The sequence below is a fragment of the Methanohalophilus levihalophilus genome (assembly GCF_017874375.1).
GTDB lineage: Archaea > Halobacteriota > Methanosarcinia > Methanosarcinales > Methanosarcinaceae > Methanohalophilus > Methanohalophilus levihalophilus.
Window position 1 is genome coordinate 466,222 of record NZ_JAGGLK010000002.1, and the last position, 19,020, is coordinate 485,241.

16 protein-coding genes are annotated in these 19,020 nt (G+C 41.6%); 14 read left to right on the top strand and 2 right to left on the bottom strand.

The annotated features are described in order from the left end of the window. Positions 1-32 precede the first annotated feature (32 nt). The 5 genes from J2755_RS06120 to J2755_RS06140 all read left to right on the top strand — a co-directional run bounded on the left by J2755_RS06120 (position 33) and on the right by J2755_RS06140 (position 12,087). A complete protein-coding gene (locus J2755_RS06120; RefSeq protein WP_209680965.1) occupies positions 33-3,092 on the top strand; it encodes an ATP-dependent helicase in 3,060 nt (1,019 codons plus the stop codon). Positions 3,093-3,171: 79 nt separating this feature from the next. Continuing rightward, entirely contained in the window at positions 3,172-6,444 is a 3,273-nt protein-coding gene (locus tag J2755_RS06125) for a helicase-related protein (protein WP_209680968.1), read from the top strand. Beyond that, entirely contained in the window at positions 6,441-7,103 is a 663-nt protein-coding gene (locus tag J2755_RS06130) for a DUF4391 domain-containing protein (RefSeq protein WP_209680970.1), read from the top strand. The genes J2755_RS06125 and J2755_RS06130 overlap by 4 nt, the downstream gene beginning before the upstream one ends. A 29-nt stretch (positions 7,104-7,132) precedes the next feature. After that, positions 7,133-9,004, top strand: a complete 1,872-nt coding sequence (locus tag J2755_RS06135) for a site-specific DNA-methyltransferase (RefSeq protein WP_209680972.1) — start codon at positions 7,133-7,135, stop codon at positions 9,002-9,004. Between the two features lie 11 nt (positions 9,005-9,015). Beyond that, positions 9,016-12,087 carry a type III restriction-modification system endonuclease gene (locus J2755_RS06140; RefSeq protein ID WP_209680974.1) on the top strand — a complete coding sequence of 1,024 codons (3,072 nt, stop codon included), beginning with the start codon at positions 9,016-9,018 and terminating at the stop codon, positions 12,085-12,087. A gap of 71 nt (positions 12,088-12,158) precedes the next feature. On the opposite strand, the gene J2755_RS06145 is transcribed toward J2755_RS06140, so the two are convergent. Both J2755_RS06145 and J2755_RS06150 read right to left on the bottom strand, forming a co-directional pair. Continuing rightward, positions 12,159-12,488, bottom strand: a complete 330-nt coding sequence (locus J2755_RS06145; RefSeq protein ID WP_209680976.1) for a hypothetical protein — start codon at positions 12,486-12,488, stop codon at positions 12,159-12,161. Positions 12,489-12,545: 57 nt separating this feature from the next. Beyond that, positions 12,546-12,893: a hypothetical protein gene (locus tag J2755_RS06150; RefSeq protein ID WP_209680978.1), complete on the bottom strand. Its 348-nt coding sequence runs from the start codon at positions 12,891-12,893 to the stop codon at positions 12,546-12,548. Positions 12,894-13,024: 131 nt separating this feature from the next. Between J2755_RS06150 and J2755_RS06155 the strand changes: the two genes are divergently transcribed. The 9 genes from J2755_RS06155 to J2755_RS06195 all read left to right on the top strand — a co-directional run bounded on the left by J2755_RS06155 (position 13,025) and on the right by J2755_RS06195 (position 19,011). Further along, positions 13,025-13,183 (top strand): hypothetical protein, encoded by a 159-nt coding sequence (locus J2755_RS06155; protein WP_209680980.1) that lies wholly within the window; start codon positions 13,025-13,027, stop codon positions 13,181-13,183. Between the two features lie 192 nt (positions 13,184-13,375). Next, positions 13,376-13,714, top strand: a complete 339-nt coding sequence (locus J2755_RS06160) for a hypothetical protein (protein WP_209680982.1) — start codon at positions 13,376-13,378, stop codon at positions 13,712-13,714. Beyond that, the gene (locus J2755_RS06165) at positions 13,711-13,857 is read left to right on the top strand and encodes a hypothetical protein (protein ID WP_209680984.1); all 147 of its coding nucleotides are present in this window, start codon (positions 13,711-13,713) and stop codon (positions 13,855-13,857) included. Before J2755_RS06160 ends, J2755_RS06165 begins: the two co-directional genes overlap by 4 nt. A gap of 115 nt (positions 13,858-13,972) precedes the next feature. Beyond that, positions 13,973-14,272: a hypothetical protein gene (locus J2755_RS06170; protein ID WP_209680986.1), complete on the top strand. Its 300-nt coding sequence runs from the start codon at positions 13,973-13,975 to the stop codon at positions 14,270-14,272. Next, on the top strand, positions 14,272-14,499 hold the full coding sequence (locus J2755_RS06175; RefSeq protein ID WP_209680988.1) for a hypothetical protein: 228 nt from the start codon (positions 14,272-14,274) through the stop codon (positions 14,497-14,499). Before J2755_RS06170 ends, J2755_RS06175 begins: the two co-directional genes overlap by 1 nt. A 2-nt stretch (positions 14,500-14,501) precedes the next feature. Beyond that, positions 14,502-15,506: an ATP-binding protein gene (locus J2755_RS06180; protein ID WP_209680990.1), complete on the top strand. Its 1,005-nt coding sequence runs from the start codon at positions 14,502-14,504 to the stop codon at positions 15,504-15,506. Continuing rightward, entirely contained in the window at positions 15,503-15,895 is a 393-nt protein-coding gene (locus J2755_RS06185; protein WP_209680992.1) for a hypothetical protein, read from the top strand. The genes J2755_RS06180 and J2755_RS06185 overlap by 4 nt, the downstream gene beginning before the upstream one ends. 42 nt (positions 15,896-15,937) lie before the next feature. Continuing rightward, entirely contained in the window at positions 15,938-18,838 is a 2,901-nt protein-coding gene (locus J2755_RS06190; RefSeq protein WP_209680993.1) for a TOTE conflict system archaeo-eukaryotic primase domain-containing protein, read from the top strand. Continuing rightward, complete coding sequence (locus J2755_RS06195) at positions 18,835-19,011, top strand: hypothetical protein (RefSeq protein ID WP_209680995.1); 177 nt, start codon at positions 18,835-18,837, stop codon at positions 19,009-19,011. The genes J2755_RS06190 and J2755_RS06195 overlap by 4 nt, the downstream gene beginning before the upstream one ends. The last annotated feature ends 9 nt before the right edge of the window (positions 19,012-19,020 follow it).

The following is a 19,020-nucleotide window of genomic DNA, read 5'->3' on the forward strand; positions in this document are numbered from 1 at the left end:
ACACTAGTAATTCAGGTGTGTTGGTGGAGAAAATGGTTGCAGGCACTCTTAACGATAGACAACTAAAAGCAGTGACTTACACAGAAGGACCGCTCCTTATCCTTGCAGGCCCGGGATCCGGAAAGACACTTACCATAACCGAAAAAGTTGTTGACCTTATTGCCAATGCTATCTCTGCGGAGAGAATACTGGCACTGACATTCTCAGAGAAGGCAGCCGGTGAGATGCAGGAGAGAATTGAGAGACAGATAGGTATTGGCAGTGGCATTAACGTCTCTACTTTCCATTCATTCTGCAATGAACTTATACGACAGTTCCCACTGGACATGGGAATCAGTTATGGGACTAGGCTTATCTCAAAAGAGCATTCTCATGTATGGGGAATCAGAAACATCGATATCTTTGAATTTGAGAATCTTATCATACCACCGGTTCCATATGACCTGATAACAAGTCTGATGGAAGGTGTATCTCAATTCCAGGACCATCTGATAGACCCCGATGAGCTTAAAGATTATGTTGATAAGAGACTTTCAGATCCTTCTATTGATGATGAAGAGAAGGATAAGCTTCTGAAAATGGCTGACCTTGAAAGGTTCTACAGGCATTATCAGGAGTATAAATGGAACAATAATTTTGTTGATTACGATGATATGATCGCCATGGCCTGCTCTCTTCTTGAAAAGAATGATGTCATCAGGAATGAAGTGAAGAGCAGATACGATTACATTCTGGTAGATGAGTTTCAGGATACAAATTATGCACAATTGCATCTTGTACACCTGCTTGCCGATGGTGGAAATCTGACATGCGTGGCAGACGATGATCAGTGTATATATCGTTTCAGAGGCGCATACCTTTCCAATATCAAGCAACTGAATGACCACTATTCTGACCTTGAGAAAGTAGCTCTGGAAGTGAATTACCGCTCTACCAATCAGATAGTCGAGCTATCCAAACAGCTGGTATCCTGCAATCCAGAAAGGGAGGTCAAAGACTTCAAGTCTCATAATGGTAACGGAGAACTTGTTAAGGTCGTGAAGGCCCCGGACGACGACAGTGAAGCTAAGTGGGTGGCCAATGAGATTAAGCGACTTTCTAATGAAGAAGGAGTAGAGTATCAGGACATCTACATACTCACTAGGAAGCGTGCAGATGGAGAAAAATTCAGTGATGCTTTAAAAGCATTGATGATTCCCGTGGAATATGTTGGCTCATTGCAGTTAAGTGATTTTCCGGTTATTCAGGATGCTCTAGCTTATATGAAACTGCTGGCGGCCCCTTTCAATAATGGGGTTTCTTTCGCAAAGGTTCTTTTCAGGGAAGGTATTACAGAACATAACCTGCAGAAAATAAATATACAGGCACTTCAGGTGAAGAAGGCAGATCCCACTCAAGGTGATGGGATATATTCTGTTCTTCTGAACGATTTAGATAATATTGATATAACGCAGGCAGAGCTTGTAAAATCCACCCTTTTGCGTATTGAAGAGGTCATAAGCTACAAGAAGAACCATCTTCCTTCTGATACAGTGAAGTACCTTTTGACTCAAAAAACAGACCTGTATCGCTCTCAGCTTGCCAGGAATGATGAACATTCCAGACGTAACATCAAGTTGCTGAATTCACTCGTCCAGATGGTGGCTGATTTTGAGCTTGTGGATGGAGGTTCGGAATTTGAGGATGTCATGGAACATCTGGCCCTTGTGTTCAACATGGATATAGATGAGGGAGAGGCCAGTGAGGACAATACTGTAAAAGTAATGACAATCCATCAATCCAAGGGAAAGGAGGCGAAGGTTGTCTTTGTGTGTGACCTTGCAGCTAGGCACCTTCCTTTACAGCACAGGAGAAAACCGTTCACAGTACCATTGGATATGGCAAAAGGTGTTCAGAGGAATGCTGATGAGAAAGAGCTGCATCTGGAAGAGGAGCGCAGGCTTGCATATGTTGCCATGACACGTGCAAAGGAAAAGCTGTATCTAGTCTTCCCTGAGAAATATGCTGCTAATGTGAAGCCTTCCAAACCAAGCCAGTTCCTTGATGAGATAAACTATGATGAAAATCCGTTGATAGAACTCATTGAAGCAGCTAAAGCAGAAGTTCACCATGAATCTGTTAGTGTTTCCCTTCTACAAAGGAAAAAAGAAGAGTATGAGAACCTTGTGAGCATGTATGCCAGACAGGGACAGCTGGATCAGGCCCTTGAGTCCATTGTCATGCTGGCACAGCTGAAGGAACTGGAAAAGAATGGTAATCTTTCAGCCTTTGACCTTGATACTTTCCTGAAGGTCTCCCCGCTGGAACCTACAGAACTGGATGGCCTTGTGGATGGAAAGGTCCCTCCGCTTGTGGACCAGAATATGCGTTTTTCTGCTTCTAGGATAAAAGAGTACATGGACTGTCCGTTAAAATTCAAATACAATTCCGTGCTTCGAATCCCTACTCCACAGAAAGGACATTTCAATGTAGGTACTACTTTGCATGCAGTTTATGAGGAAATGGTAAAGCAGAAGATGCAGGGTAAAAATCCCACGGTTGCTGATGCCAGGACAATGCTCAATGACACATGGGATGGTTCGGCTTACACTTCAGTGATTCATGAAAAACAGGATAAGAACAAGATGGACAAGATGCTCGACATTTGGTTTGACTACGAGCAGAGTAATTCCAACGAAACGATTGATGTTGAACAGCGGTTCGATTTGGAATTGGACAGCAATCATTTTGTGGGTTCAATTGACCGCATCGACAAAACTCCTGATGAAGAGTACATCATCGTCGACTACAAAACTGGGAAGAGTACTCTCAGTAAGAAGAAGATGAAAGAGGATGTACAACTGGCTCTTTATTGCTTGGCAGTGAAAGAAAAGTATGGAAAGTTGCCTGTGCAGGCAGGACACTTCTATGTGCATCCTGATAAGGCCAAAATGGTATTGGTTGATGTTGTTGAAGATGAGGTTGATGCTGTAGTAGAGAAGGTGAAAGATGTGGTTTCAGGGATTTTGAGTGAGGACTTTGAAGTTGTTGAGAAACCTGAGTGCAGGTATTGTGACTATGGGGCAGTGTGTGATTGGGTTAATGGGAAATAAATGATAAAGTTTTAACACTTTATCTCATGAAATAGATATAATAAATCTTTTAGTGCTGGAAAAATAGGCGGTTGAAAAGATGCAAATACTAAACAATGTAACTGATCTTTGGGGCGATGATCTTAAAACATCATTTAAGTCTAATACAAAACTTAAAATTGCCGCCTCCTGTTTTTCTATTTATGCATATGAAGCTTTAAAAAATGAGTTAGAAAAGATTGAATCTCTGGAATTCATTTTTACTTCTCCTACTTTTGTAGCAAATGCGGTTACAGACAAGTTTTCTAAAGAGCGCAGAGAATTTCATATTCCTAAGCAGAAACGTGAAAGAGATCTGTACGGAAGTGACTTTGAAATTCAACTCAAAAACAAACTTACTCAAAGAGCGATTGCTAAAGAGTGTGCAGATTGGATCAGGAGAAAAGCAACTTTTTGTTCTAATTCTACAAAAGCTCCAATGCAACAGTTTGCTTGTCTGAGTTCAGATGACGAAAGTGTTGTTTACATGCCTTTGCATGGTTTTACTGCCGTTGATCTCGGATATAGCCAGGGAGATGCAGTTTCAAATTTCATCAACAAATTTGAAGATACTGCATCAACTAAAACGTGGCTGGAGCTTTTCAATCAAATATGGGAAGATGATTCCAAGCTGCAGAATGTTACAGACAATATATGCACTCATATTGAATCGGTTTATAAGGAAAATTCTCCTGAAAAAATCTATTTCCTGATGCTTTACAACATTTTTAATGAATTCCTTGAAGACATAAATGAGGATGTACTCCCCAATGATCTGACTGGCTACAAGGATAGTGTTGTATGGAATAAACTTTTCAATTTCCAAAAAGATGCAGCTACAGGAATCATTAATCGACTGGAGCAATTCAATGGATGCATTCTGGCTGACAGTGTTGGACTCGGTAAAACGTTTACTGCATTGGCAGTCATAAAATATTATGAGCTTCGCAATCGTTCTGTACTTGTACTTTGTCCAAAGAAACTTGAAGATAACTGGCAAACTTATAGAAATAATTACAAAACAAACATACTGGCAAAAGATCGTTTAAATTATGATCTGCTCTTTCACACTGATCTTTCACGTAAATCAGGAAAGTCTTCGGGCTTGGATTTAAAAAAGATCAACTGGGGTAACTATGACCTTGTAGTCATAGATGAATCTCATAATTTCCGTAACAATGATGCTTATAAAGATAAAGAAACCAGATACCAGAAATTAATGAACTCTGTTATTCGTGCTGGAGTTAAAACAAAAATATTGATGCTTTCCGCTACACCGGTGAATAATAGATTCAATGACCTTCGAAACCAACTTGCTCTTGCTTATGAAGGAGAATCTGAAAATTTAAGTGAAAAGCTAAAGACAGGTAAAAGCATTGAAGAAATATTTCGAAATGCACAGACCGCTTTTAATCACTGGTCTAAATTATCCCCTGAAAATCGAACAGCAAAAACAATTCTGGATGCTCTTGATTTTGATTTTTTTGAATTACTGGACAGTGTTACCATTGCTCGTTCCAGAAAGCATATTGAGACTTTTTACGATACTAGTGAGATAGGAAAGTTTCCACAAAGACTTAAACCCTTATCATTTCGCTGTGCTTTAACGGAACGCTCCGATGTAATGGGTTTCAATGAAATTTATGAGCAGTTATCTTTGCTCAAACTTTCTGTTTATGCTCCTGTCAACTACATTCTTCCGAGCCGCCTGAAAATATATGAAGAAATCTATGATACCGCTGTTGAAGGTGGAAAGGGTAAACTTCGACAGGCTGATCGTGAAAAAAGTCTCCAGTCCCTTATGACAACAAACCTCCTGAAGCGTCTTGAAAGTTCAGTTGAATCTTTCAGACTGACTCTTAGGTCTTTGCAGGATAATAATAAGAACATGCTTGCTAAAATAGCAGAATTCAAGCGTTTTGGATCAGACCTTTCCATTCATGATCTTACTGATTCTCTGGAGGAATTAGAAGCTGAGGATGACGATCTTACTGGCTTGGATGACTTTACGACAAAAGGAAAAGTTCAGATCGATCTTGCTGACATGGACCTGCAATCATGGGAATATGACCTAAAAGCAGACCTTACTATTATATCGCAACTTCTAGCCGAAATGGAAAAGATCACTCCAGAGGAGGATTTAAAACTTCAGCATATCAAAAAGCACATACTGGATAAAATTCAGAACCCGTTAAATCCCGGCAATAAAAAAGTAATCGTATTCACCGCATTTGCAGATACGGCTGATTACCTTTATGCAAACCTGTCCAGGGAATTTTTTGATATGTCTATTCACACAGGTAAAGTAACAGGAAAAGATTCTCCAAAAACCACAGTGAATAAGGGCTATGATTTTCAATCTTTGTTGACAATATTTTCTCCAATTTCAAAAGAAAAAACTCTCATACTTCCAGAGGACCCGAATGAAATTGATATTTTAATTGCAACTGATTGTATATCTGAGGGGCAAAACCTTCAGGATTGTGATTATCTCGTTAATTATGACATTCACTGGAATCCGGTTCGTATCATTCAACGTTTCGGTCGTATAGACAGGATTGGTTCTCCTAATGAATATATTCAACTGGTCAACTATTGGCCGGATATTTCGTTAGATGAATATATCAATCTAAAAGAGCGCGTGGAAAATCGAATGCATATAGTGGACATTACTGGAACCGGGGATGATAATGTTCTCTCAGCGCATGCTAATGACGTAGCATATAGGAAGGAACAACTCCGTCGTCTACAGGATGAAGTAATTGAACTTGAGGATCTTAAAACAGGTGTCAACATTACTGACCTTGGATTGAACGATTTCCGGATGGACCTGCTGAACTATATTAAAGAAAATGGAGATATGGACCATTTACCCAACGGCTTACATGCCTTGATACCATCCAATGAGGAAGCAGGATTGTTACCAGGAGTTATTTTTACCCTCCGTAACCACAATTCAGGTGTAAATATTAATCAGCATAATCGCCTGCATCCATACTATCTTGTCTATATTAATGATGACGGAGAAATTATTACGGATCATACGGAAGTAAAATCATTGTTAGACCGTCTAAGAAGCAGCTGTAAAGGGCTTGATAGTCCGGTCTATGATATATGCAAACAGTTTAATTCTAACACCAATGATGGGCGGGAAATGAATCATTATTCTGATCTACTTGACCAGGCAATTCGATCAATGATAGAGGTGAAAGAAGACAAGGATATTGACAGTCTTTTCTCCAGCGTCAATACTACGGCTTTGGTTGATACAATTAAAGGATTGGATGATTTTGAGCTAATTTCTTTCCTTGTAATACAGGAGAATCCTTCATGAGTGTCCTTTATGATTTCCCTGAACAGGCAAAATTTGGACGTGTGCTTTCAAAGAGTAAGATATATGAGCATGCCAATCCGACTTCCAGAGTAAAGGATATGTTTGTCAAAGAAGTGGAAAAGATCACGTGGACACATAAGCTTTCTTCGTCAACGATCAATCTTCCTGTAAGTGATGAAGTTACTGAAATACAGATATTTACTATTATTCTCAGGACTGAAACTATCTCTGAAGAGGTTTTACGGACAATCGATAAAGCCATACCTTCGCCTATCATTTTCCACCTCGATTACAGGAAAAGAAGCAGATATATGGCAGCTTACAAACGGCCCAGTGAAGCCGACAGAAGTAAGTGGGTTGTCAGCAGTTACTTCGAAACTGAATGGATGGACGATAATTCTGAAAAAACTTCACTACCTGTTGTTTTGAACATGGGTGCACTCTACCAGGCTCTTATCAAAGATATTGTATCTCTTCCTTTCAGGAAAAGTGAAACTCTGGAAGAGCTGGTTAAAAGAATGGATGAATTACGCACCAAAGAACGTGAAGCAGCAAAAATAGAATCCCGCATAAAAAAAGAAAAACAATTTAATCGCAGGGTTGAATTAAACAGTTCACTCAACGAATTGAAACAGGAAATTCAAGATTTAAAGTGTTAATCATTGCTGATGGATAAAGGAGTCTTATAATGGATAAATTGAAAATGCATAGCCCAAACTTTGCTGAAGGAAATATTGCAAAACTTGAGGCAATGTTCCCAAATTGTGTTACCGAGTCAAAGGATGAAAATGGTAATCTGAAAAAATCAATTGATTTTGACCTCTTAAAGCAGGAACTCTCAACACATATAGTGGATGGTCCACAGGAACGTTATCAACTTAACTGGCCAGGTAAACGGGAAGCTTTACTCACAGCCAATGCCCCTATTGCTAAGACTCTCCGGCCATGTCATGAGGAAAGCATTGATTTTGATACTACAGAGAATCTTTTTATTGAAGGCGACAATCTTGATGCTCTAAAGCTACTTCTGGAAAATTATCTTGGCAAAGTGAAGATGATCTATATTGATCCTCCTTATAACAAAGGTAAGGATTTTATCTACGCTGATAACTTTGCTGAGTCTATTGATAATTACTTATTAGAATCTGGGCAGAAAGATGAAGAAGGTAACCGTCTTGTTCCAAATCCAGATTCGAACGGACGTTTTCACTCAGACTGGCTTTCCATGATGTATTCTCGTCTAAAAATGGCAAGGAATCTCCTCAAAGAGGATGGTGTAATTTTTATTAGTATTGATGAAAGTGAAGTGCATAATCTTGTGAAAATATGTGAAGAGATTTTTGGTGGAAAATCTGTAGAACAATACATTTGGGATGTTCGTGAAGATGGAACAATGCCAAAAACTGCAAAGAAAACAGTTCGAAAAGAACACGAGTATATTATTGCAGCTTTCAAGCAAGAAACACTAAAAAGATTTTCTAAATATTCCTCATTCAAATATATAGATAACAATGAGTGGAGTAATGCGGATAATGATCCTCGAGGGCCATGGATGTCTGCAAATATTAGTAGAGGTGCAGGCAAAGGGACTGGTGGAAGTAAATCATACGTAATAACCAATCCAGCAGGAATAAGTTTTGATCGTAACTGGTCAGTAACTGAAGATGAATTTTATGAATTACTAAATGATCAAAGAATATTCTTTGCAGATGATGGAAAAGGTGTACCACGTAAAAAAATATTTCAAAATGAACCTGTTGAATCTGTTCAATCATCGTTATTCGAAAAACTAAAAAGTTCACAATCTGCATCTTCATATTTGCAAAATTTATTAGGAGATATAGATTTTGATTATCCGAAGCCAGTAGATTTGCTTGATAGAATTATTCAAATATCAACAAAATCCGATGATATTATATTAGACTTTTTTGCTGGAACTTCAACAACTGCCCATGCAACAATGAGTGTTAATGCCAAAGACAATGGAAAGCGCAAATTCATTATGGTACAGTTAGATGAAAAATGTGATGAAAAGTCTAATGCTTTCAAGCTTGGTTACAAAACCATTGCTGAAATAAGCAAAGAACGTATCCGTCGTGCAGGAAAGAAGATCAAAGAAGAGAATCCAGAAAAAACCAAAAATCTCGACATTGGTTTCCGTGTTCTTAAAGTAGACAGCAGCAACATGGAGGATGTCTATTATACCCCTGATGACACAAAACAGACGGTTCTTTTCAATAATACTGACAACATCAAAAAGGACCGTACTTCTGAAGATCTGCTTTTCCAGGTGCTACTGGACTGGGGTGTAGATCTTACACTTCCTATTTCAAAAGAAGTAATTCTTGACAGAGAAGTTTATTTTGTTGATGGAAATGCCCTTGCTGCCTGTTTTGTGAAGGATGGTGGAATTTCTGAAGATTTCTGTAAAGAGCTGGCAAAAAGGGAACCATTGCGTGTGGTATTCCGGGATTCCGGATTTGCAGATGACAGTGTGAAGATCAATGTGGAACAGATCTTCAAACTCATGAGTCCTCATACGGACGTGAAAACGATCTAAGGAGGGTGCTGATGAAACTAAAGTTCAAAAATCAGGCCTATCAGACACGTGCCGTTGAAGCGGTGGTGGACTGTTTCAAAGGGCAACCCAATACTGCAGGAATCGGTTATCGTATCGATCCGGGTATTGAGAAAGCCAGAGAAGGAAAACTTTACCAGGAAACCTTTTTGCGAAAAGGATGGGTAGATGAAATATCGGGTTTTAAGAACAGTGACCTTTCACTCTCCGAACAGCAACTTCTTGAGAACATACAGGAGGTTCAGCGTATTCAGAATCTTCCACAATCCAGCAGTCTTGTAAAGACAAATGTTTCATCGCTTAATCTGGATGTGGAGATGGAAACCGGGACAGGTAAGACATATTGTTACATCAAGAGTATTTTTGAGATGAACAAGCGATTTGGCTGGACAAAATTCATTGTTGTAGTTCCCAGTATCGCCATTCGTGAAGGTGTCTACAAATCACTTGAAATTACAGCGGAACATTTTCAGGAAAGCTATGGTAAGAAAGCTAAGTTCTTTATATACAATTCCAAGCAGCTTCACAATCTGGAGAGCTTTTCATCCGATGCAGGTATCAACGTAATGGTGATCAATGTTCAGGCATTTAATGCCAGAGGCAAGGATAATCGCCGTATTTATGAAGAACTTGATGATTTTCAGAGTCGTCGTCCAATCGATGTGATAAAAGCTAATCGCCCCATACTAATTCTTGACGAGCCACAAAAAATGGAAGGCAAAAAAACGTTGGATTCACTCAAAGAATTCAATCCTCTCTTTATTCTGAGATATTCAGCAACCCATAAAACACAGCACAATAAAGTTCACAGGCTTGATGCTCTGGATGCATATAATCAGAAACTTGTCAAAAAAATAGCTGTAAGAGGTATTTCTGTTAAAGGTCTGTCAGGAACCAATGCCTATCTCTATCTGGAGTCCATTGAAGTGTCCAGACAGGCTCCTGTTGCCAGAATCGAACTTGAGGTTAAGCAAAATAAGGGAATAAAAAGGATAATCCGTAAACTCGGAAAAGGCGACAATCTTTACGATCTATCCAATGAACTGGATCAATACAAAGGGTTTGTAATTTCCGATATTAATGCTGTAACTGATACGGTTGAATTTAAGAATGGTATCCAGTTACAGGCCGGAGAGGCTACAGGAGACGTTAACGAAGCAGCTCTGAGGCGTATTCAGATTAGAGAAGCGATCAAAGCACACTTTGAAAAAGAGCAGGTTCTTTTCCATCAGGGAATAAAAGTACTGACTCTTTTCTTCATTGATGAAGTTGCCAAATATCGTGTTTATAGCGATGAAGGTGAAGAAGGCGGGGAATATGCCCAGATCTTTGAAGAAGAATATCGGGATGCTATAAATGAGTTAATAAAGGATTCGTCTACAAAAGATGATTATAAAAAGTACCTGGAAAACATCTCTGTTGATCTCACTCACAACGGATATTTTTCCATCGATAAAAAGAGCAAAAGGATGATCGATCCCGTCACAAAAAGGACATCATCCGAAACTGATGATGTCGATGCATACGACCTGATCCTGAAAGACAAGGAGCGTCTTCTTTCTTTAAAAGAACCTACACGTTTTATATTCTCTCACTCTGCACTTCGTGAAGGATGGGACAATCCAAACGTCTTTGTTATCTGTACACTGAAGCACAGTGATAGCACAATTTCACGCAGACAGGAAGTTGGACGTGGACTTCGCATTGCTGTGAATCATCTTGGTGAAAGGCAGGATAATCCTGCAACCGTCCATCAGACAAATGTCCTGACGGTAGTTGCCAGTGAAAGCTATAAGGATTTTGTGGCTGCTTTGCAAAGTGATATCAGTGAATCCCTATCAGAAAGACCACGTGTGGCCAATGAAGCTTATTTCACTGGAAAAGTCTTGCCAGTAGATGGCGGAAATGTTGAAGTTACTCCACAAATGGCTAAGCAGATCTACAGATATCTTCTAAAAAATGACTACACAGATGATAATGACCATATTGTCCAAGAGTATCATGAAGCTGTTAAAAATGAAACACTTGCCCCTCTACCTGAAGATTTAGAACCATATAAAGAGCAGGTTTTTCAGTTGATAGAAAGTGTCTATAGTGATGCTAGAGCACTGGAAATTGCAAATGATCGTGGAGCTAAAACAAATCCATTGAATGATAATTTTGAAAAACAGGAGTTCAAAGAACTGTGGAACCGGATTAATCGGAAAGCAGTTTATAGTGTGAAATTTGACAGTTCCGAACTTATTGATAAATGCGTGGAAACTCTGAACAAAGAATTACATGTAACTCCTCTCGAATACACTGTGCAACGTGGCGTACAGGCTGATGACATTGATTATGAACAGATGAAATCCGGGAATGGCTTTGAGATTATTGAAACATCTAAAGATGACTACGGTACCAAATCCATTCACTCTGTGGTAAAATACGATCTAATTGGAAAAATTGCTGAAAGTGTTCAGCTGACCAGAAAAACTGTAACTGGTATTCTGAGCAGCATTGAAAAATCTGTTTTTGAGAAGTTTAAGACCAATCCTGAAAGTTTCATTTCCGAAACAATCCGCTTGATAAGTGAACAAAAAGCCACTATTATAATTGAGCGCTTAAGCTACGATACAATTACAGAAATGCATGATATTGATATCTTTACGGATAACCAAAGCAATCAGGATTTCAGTAAGGCAGGAGATCCTCTTAAACGACATATCTATGATTATGTCATAACCGATTCTGAAATAGAACGTAAATTTGCCACTGAATTGGACACAAGCTCTGAAGTGGTTGTGTACGCAAAGCTTCCTAAAGGATTCTCAATTCCTACTCCAGTTGGTAATTACAACCCTGATTGGGCGATTGCATTTAAAGAAGGAACTTTGAAGCATATTTATTTCGTAGCTGAAACAAAGGGTTCAATGAGTTCAATGCAATTGAGAAGAATTGAGGAAACAAAAATAGAATGTGCCAGAAAATTCTTCGATGAAATCAACCGCAAAATCGATCCTGACAAAGTGAAGTATGATGTTGTAGACAGTTATGGAAAGCTTATGGAAATTGTCAGACAATAAGATATGATGTAAACTATGGATGACTTCTGTCCGGATATTGCGTTGAAACAGGGATTCAAGTATTATCTGTTCTAAACATAATACAAATGCTGCCTGTCCGGACAGTACATATCCAATTCCTTTTTCATCCTCTGAATCAGATCACAGCAGTACTTTGATGCAACACCATAGTACTTTTTGAGTATTCTACAGAACTCGTCTACAGTTATTCCGTTGTACATGAATCCCCTAAGTTCACAAACGATTTGCGTGGCGAGTTCTTCTTCGGACACACTGTCATAGACTTCCATCTCATCTACTCTTGCAGTGGTCTGGCCTTTTTTGATTTCACCGATTATCCACCAGTGAATATCATGGAAATCGGGATTTCCACATTTTGTGCATGCTGTTTTGATGTACATTTTTCATTCACCCAAATTCATTTACTTTTGTCTTATTACCTGAATCATGGAAAAATATTACCGTCCACTTTCTGTAAATATCAAGGTTTTGTTGTTTTCTGGCGACGAAAGCGACTCCCCAATAATTGATTTTATGAGAGCCTTGCCATCTGGGCTTTTCAGATATTCCTCTATCACACCTTCGATCTGGTCACCAGCATCTTCAACATATTCACGTGTCGATAGGAATTGCATGTCACCATCGCGCTTTGCTTGATCGTACATTAAAATGAACTGGGACATTGCGGTCGAGATGACATCAGACACCGAACCAAATTCTTCAGCATCGACCATCGCTTTTGCCCTATTCACAAGATAGGAACTCATGGCTATTGATACTTTTTCTTTGTTTCTCTTAACTACCATGGTAGTTACTTAGTAGTAACCGCATATATATCTTTTTATGAGGCAATAGTAGGACAAAAACAAGAACATATAAATATCATGCAATTCTTACTTAGTGGTGCAATAGTAGTACTAAAGTACGGAGTATGATTATGACTGAAAATTATCCCACGAGTTTCCGTCTGGCACGTGCTGACAAAGAGGATCTCTGCGAACTGGTGAAAAATGGCATTTTCACAAACGTCAGTGATGCAGGGAGAGGCGCAATGCGCAGGGGAATCCAAGCAATCAAAGAAGAAAGAGGAATATGAAAATGAAAAATCTAGCAACTGCAGCCATAACAATGGCTGAACTGGAGTGATAACCAATGCCATCTGACTTTGCACGCGAGAAGGCATTGGCCGTCTACAACCATGCACCTAAACAATGGGATGAGTTGGCGCAAATCCCTGGTGCCATGGGAGAATTGGCGTTGAGCGTTAAATTCCTTGCGGGGCTTGTGCATGGGTCGGTCTAAGAGCGGAGGCTATACAGGCCGACCAGTTGGATCCACAAAGGACCGCTATTGGCTAAGCGAGGGCCACCAGGAACGCAGGTTCAACCATGCCATGGACTTCTGCAAGCTAACTATTGACCAGATCACAAAATGCCCCATATGCAATAATCAAACTGCAAAATGCACCAACGCAGGTGTCACAAAGGCCCTGGGTGCAAGATCCTGGTGGAAATGTGAATGTGGTCACCATTTCACCAAGTCGATATCTCCAGAGAAGATGGCTGAGTACTACTCAGAAGATCTCAAAAAGATGATCGAGTCCAGAGCTTCGGAGGCCACCGCATGACCATTGACAACATGCCCCGTGCACGGACAAGGATCGTGGCCGAGTGCATATGCGACCACTGCGAGCATATTTTCGATGTAGACTGGCAGTCCAAGAACCTACCGATCTACTGCCCGGAATGTAATGAGGAGGTCAGACCATAAAGGCAACCTCTACTCCGGGACAGCAGGGTCATTTTCGGGTTCAAGCCCCGGCCGGAGCATTGGCCTGCAAAATAACTGCAGGCTTCTTCTATACAACTGAAAGGAAGTGAAAGCAATGACAGGAGAAGTAGAAGTGTACATCGATTTTGACCGAGTGCCAAACGGCATAGGTCGCACGAAGGACGACCCACTCAAACATATCGGCGATTCGGATGTTGCCAGAATCCAGCAGTGGATCCGCAGCAAGGTCTCTGGGGAGAACGAGGTGTTCGCGGTCATAACCGGTAAAGCATCCCGATTCGTTAACATGGTAGCAACTGCAGAGTTGGCAGCATGCAAGAACGTCACCCGGATAGGATGGTCCCAGGCCGGGATGGTGCCAATTGTTGTGAAGGATCTCAGGAGGAATACCTGATGGAGCAGACCCAAACAATCACCTATGCCGAGCCCATCGAGATCTCAACGAAAGTCGGTGCAGATGTTGATTCCAAGGGTAATGTGAAACCCCATGCTGAGATCACCATCAAAAGGAAGCTGGAATCGGATTGTGATGTTTTTGCGATCATTTCCGATGATGTACACGAGTGTATGGACAAAGTGCAACAGACAGTGTACGAGATGTTGGGCGGAGACGAGGTGTGATCATGGAAGTGAAACTTGACAAGGACAAACTTGTACCTATCCTTGAAATGATGGGATACAGTACCATTCCCGGCACTGATGTCTGGAAAAAAGCCAGTGAGAATCTCGATGAGTTCGTATTCTGGGGAGTTGATTTCAAGAAAAATGAGATATTCAAATGGGTAGAAGACCACCGGGAATACGATGTACCTGAAGACCCTGTTTTCATGGAACTCAAAATACTTGTAGAAAATTTAAATGAACAAGGTGGTGAACCTCGTTCAGACGAACCTATCGCCGACCAAAGCAGAGAGGATTGTCAGGAAGGATCCACCAAAGAAGAAAACGCATTCCCCACTTATGAAAATAACGATAGCCAAGAAAACAACTCATCACAGATACGGGACCTTATCCACGGATATGTAGGGAACGATGTCCTTGAGGTATTTGGGGACACAGGCAGTGGAAAATCAAAGTTCGCTTTGACCGTTGCAAAAGAGGCCATTAATTCAGGAAAGAAGGTATTCTACCTTGACACTGAGAGGAATCTGACAGAAGCGGATATTGCAGGTCTCAAGGGCTGTGAATACAAATACACCCCGGTGATCGAGGAGATCGATTCCATATGCCAGAAGCTTCCTGCGGTGGATGTGGTCATTGTGGATTCCATCGGTTTCCCAATCCTCACATCATATGCAAGGCTCAGTGTCAAACAGAAAGGGGATGCTTTGCTGAAGCTCATCGCCATATTCGGTGACCTGAAGAACTGGGCCTACAAGAACAATGGTATTGTTGTCGTCACGAACCAGCCGGAGAGCGAGTTCAACAAAGCTCCAAACCACGTACTCAGGCCCTTTGGAGATAAAAGTCAGTTCGCAGCCAAGGAGATATGGAAGACGGAGATCGTGGACCGCAAACCTGCATATACCAACATCCGCATCAGTGCCTTCCGCAGCAGAAGCGTTGGCCACAGGACCAAGATCACGAACATGAAGATCAGTAGCAATGGCGTGGAGCTGAAAGCATGATCCTGCTAGGAACAGACCAGATCGTAGATGTGGCACTTGATAAACTGAAAACGGGGTGGGCTGTGTTGTACGGCCACCCGGATGTATTCAAATTTGTGGAATACAGTTTGTACAAACCAGGAACAAATGCAAATGCTGGATTTGAGTTACTTGGATTCCTGCCAACTGTTGCCTTCTGCAAGAAGACTCCCGGGTTCAGGAAGATGTTCAAAGAAACCGACGACAGGACGGTTACGGTCCTTCAAGCGTTCAAGGTTGACAACAGTGAAGGTTTTGCATTCCATATCCTTGAAGCACCAAAGGATAGTGACAATGAAGCCCGCTACAATAAGGTAGCACAGGCAGTTAGAAATTATCTCGTGAACGGTGAATTTGTTCCCCACCGGTGAGGTGATATCAATAAAACGTAAACGATCGCAAGGGGGCAGAACATGATGTCAAGCACCACCCGGACATCACCGTTCCAGACCCCTCTTGTCGTTCCCCGCACAAATCAGGACAAGCGCATCGCAACAGCATACAATCTGCTGAACGCATATCAGGAAGGATCGTATCTGGTGCATAAGACCACTCGTGCCGGTTGTACGACAGCGTTGGTAGCCGAATCTCTGAATCGGGAGGAACGTTTTCTAGTCGTTGTCCCGACTAATAAGATTGCCGATAAGACAGTCACAGAGGACTCCATCAAATACTCTGACCGGGATACATGCAATGTTATTCGGATACCCTCCAACCACGCCTGTCTGAAGAACCAGGAGCTCTGCGAGCAATATCCGGATCTTAACAAGTTACCGATCCTGCCTGTTGCTGAGAGTTGTCCGGAATGCGAGAACTACTACTCCTGTCCTGTTACGCAGATACTTCACGAGCACATGTCCTGTGATGGTATCGCACTGACATATCAGAAGCTTGTGGCTCTGATGATGGCATCCAGCAGCAGACCGAATACCACAGCTGAGCAGGTACTGCGGAACATATCCCGCATTCACAACGCTGTTTTCGATGAGATCCATGAGATCCAGTACGGCAGGTCCACGGGCATGACCATCTACAACGATGCCAGAAAGGAAGGAAAATGGCTGGACACTGCGAGGTATCTTCCACTCATGGAGGACTTCGAGCATATCCGCAAGACGGTAGTTGCTTTTGGAATGCTGATGGGGGAGGCAGATGTTCAGAACGCTGTGATGCAGACGTACAATAATTCAGCTGATGATAATTATTTCAGGCACAAGTTGAGCAAGACCCTGAAGAACTGCTATTGTGACATGGGGGGCGAGAATGGTACAAAGTTCATCATGGCAGTGTATAGCGATATCATCAAGCTTACTATCACCAGGAAAGATTATGATCTGTCCATGCTCGACGTGCTTGACCTGTACAAGGTAATGAACATCGTCATGAGCGAACAGGTGGTGATACATGGAATACGTGACCGGGGAGCCATCAAGATAATGATGGTTGCAGTGGACCGGCTGTTCACTGACATGCTCCGGTCCTTTATCATGAGCATTCAGAACAAAGCCGAACGCACACTGTTAACGTCGGCCACCATCTGCAGTCATGATTATGACCAATATTTCATGGGTAAGACACGTCCGCACGACATCACCTTCGGAACGGGAGGGGACCCCATGGAAACCAACTCGAAGATGCTTATCCTTGCGGATTCGAAGAAGTATGGGTCTATCGGCAGGAACTCCCGGTACAACAAGAAACACGAGATATTGGACAGGATAAGCACCCTGCTTGCTCTGTACGGGGATGAGGACTGCACCATCATTACGCTGAGCATAGCCGAGGCTATGGAGCTTAAGAAAGATCTGGAGGCTTTCGGACATCCACATGAGGTGACCTATTACAAGGCTCCTGAAATGATGGGTGTTTCATCCGATTCCAGGGTAATGATCGCTGTAGGTGTGGCTGATAAGCCGAGCAATTCCTTTGATGCGATATGCAAAACAAAGGAAGAGTCCCTCATCCTGCGAGAGGAGGCCATGCACTGTGACACCTGGCAGGCGTGGTCTCGGGTCAAAGATCCTGCAGGCAAGGTTCCGAGTCTGGTGTTTGCCCTTGGTTGCAGTGCTGAACAATGTGCGAACGTTGTCACATGGGGGTTTGGAAGAACGGTTGAGATAAGACCTGGTAAGAACGGACAAAAGAAAAAGGTCAAGGTAGTGGCAGATAGAAACGCGATAACATTTCCAAAGATCATATTGTGTAGAACCTTTGAGAAAATGCTGGAAACAGCAAAAAGGCACAAACCTTTTAAAAAATCTTCTACAACCTTAAAATTGAATCCAGAATCTTGCCAAAAAGCCCCTATTAATTATATTATAGGGGGTTTATGGCAAAAAGTTGGACTGGTTTTAGACTGTTCGAAGTCCGAGTTGATCAAGAACCATCTTATCAACCGCTTCGATACTTTTGCAGAACAGAATGTTAACGGAACACAATACTTCCGGGTTGCTGTTCCAATAACTGACAAGATCATCGAGAATCATATTGCAGGCAAGATCACCATTGGTGCTTATTCCACAAGCAAGGAAGGAACTTGTAAGTGGATATGTTTCGATGTTGATGCCCACAGGAAAAAGGATGATACAGAAGAGGACGTAATTCAAAAGGAGATAAAGGCCGAGGATGACCTGCAGAACCTGACATCCTTCCTGGACCGTATGCAGCTAAAATACCTGGTAGAATCGTCTGGTTCTCCTCATTCGTACCATGTGTGGTTGTTCATAAAAGAGGTGGAGGTTGAGAAGGCCTACTACTTTGCCAATGCAATTGCCAAGGAGGCAGGTTTCGATGGAGAGGTGAATCCCAAACAAAGGACCTGGAACAGAAATAATCAGTATGGCAACCTTGTGAAGTTGCCTTTTGCATTACACAGAAAACACAACGTATTCTCCTCTATTCATGGATGGGAAGGTGAGACCATGGACATTGCTGTCTATGATATTTCAGATATTCAGATCCCCAAGACACGAAAGAACAGAAGCAGGTCAGTGAAACCTGTTAACGTAAAGCTCAACGGAGTAAGGCCATGCATCCTGGCAGCTCTTGAAAAGGACCTGTCCGGTGATCAGGGCAATAAGATGCGAGTGGCCATAGTTCGGGAGTTCTACAATTTTGGTATGACAGACAAGGAACAACTCGTCGATCTGTTCAAAGGTCAAGCAGATTTCAATCATGGAAAGACAGAGTATCATGTCACCAAAATCATCGAAAGAGAGTTCAATGTCTGGCCAAGGGAGACCCTGCTTGAAAGATGTCCTAAGTACATGAACTGTGAGAACTGCGATAGGTTCGATTGTAAGGAGGCACAATGACATTCACTCCAGTATCCCGTTTATGCATCAATTGTAAGGGGAGGATCTTCATCACAGAACCGGTTGATGAGGTCACCTGCCCCAAATGTGGTGAGGTTATGAAAGTGGTCATGGGAAAGAAGATCAAGCTATCCCGGATACCTGTGGCAGAAAAAACAGACAAAAAAAGATAGATATTTCTA

Bases quoted from the DNA above. Each gene is read 5' to 3' on its own strand.
- J2755_RS06135 (WP_209680972.1), top strand. From the start codon at position 7,133: ATGGATAAATTGAAAATGCATAGCCCAAACTTTGCTGAAGGAAATATT.
- J2755_RS06125 (WP_209680968.1), top strand. From the start codon at position 3,172: ATGCAAATACTAAACAATGTAACTGATCTTTGGGGCGATGATCTTAAA.
- J2755_RS06175 (WP_209680988.1), top strand. From the start codon at position 14,272: ATGGAGCAGACCCAAACAATCACCTATGCCGAGCCCATCGAGATCTCA.
- J2755_RS06165 (WP_209680984.1), top strand. From the start codon at position 13,711: ATGACCATTGACAACATGCCCCGTGCACGGACAAGGATCGTGGCCGAG.
- J2755_RS06195 (WP_209680995.1), top strand. From the start codon at position 18,835: ATGACATTCACTCCAGTATCCCGTTTATGCATCAATTGTAAGGGGAGG.
- J2755_RS06140 (WP_209680974.1), top strand. From the start codon at position 9,016: ATGAAACTAAAGTTCAAAAATCAGGCCTATCAGACACGTGCCGTTGAA.
- J2755_RS06130 (WP_209680970.1), top strand. From the start codon at position 6,441: ATGAGTGTCCTTTATGATTTCCCTGAACAGGCAAAATTTGGACGTGTG.
- J2755_RS06145 (WP_209680976.1), bottom strand. From the start codon at position 12,488: ATGTACATCAAAACAGCATGCACAAAATGTGGAAATCCCGATTTCCAT.
- J2755_RS06180 (WP_209680990.1), top strand. From the start codon at position 14,502: ATGGAAGTGAAACTTGACAAGGACAAACTTGTACCTATCCTTGAAATG.
- J2755_RS06170 (WP_209680986.1), top strand. From the start codon at position 13,973: ATGACAGGAGAAGTAGAAGTGTACATCGATTTTGACCGAGTGCCAAAC.
- J2755_RS06155 (WP_209680980.1), top strand. From the start codon at position 13,025: ATGACTGAAAATTATCCCACGAGTTTCCGTCTGGCACGTGCTGACAAA.
- J2755_RS06160 (WP_209680982.1), top strand. From the start codon at position 13,376: ATGGGTCGGTCTAAGAGCGGAGGCTATACAGGCCGACCAGTTGGATCC.
- J2755_RS06120 (WP_209680965.1), top strand. From the start codon at position 33: ATGGTTGCAGGCACTCTTAACGATAGACAACTAAAAGCAGTGACTTAC.
- J2755_RS06150 (WP_209680978.1), bottom strand. From the start codon at position 12,893: ATGGTAGTTAAGAGAAACAAAGAAAAAGTATCAATAGCCATGAGTTCC.
- J2755_RS06185 (WP_209680992.1), top strand. From the start codon at position 15,503: ATGATCCTGCTAGGAACAGACCAGATCGTAGATGTGGCACTTGATAAA.
- J2755_RS06190 (WP_209680993.1), top strand. From the start codon at position 15,938: ATGATGTCAAGCACCACCCGGACATCACCGTTCCAGACCCCTCTTGTC.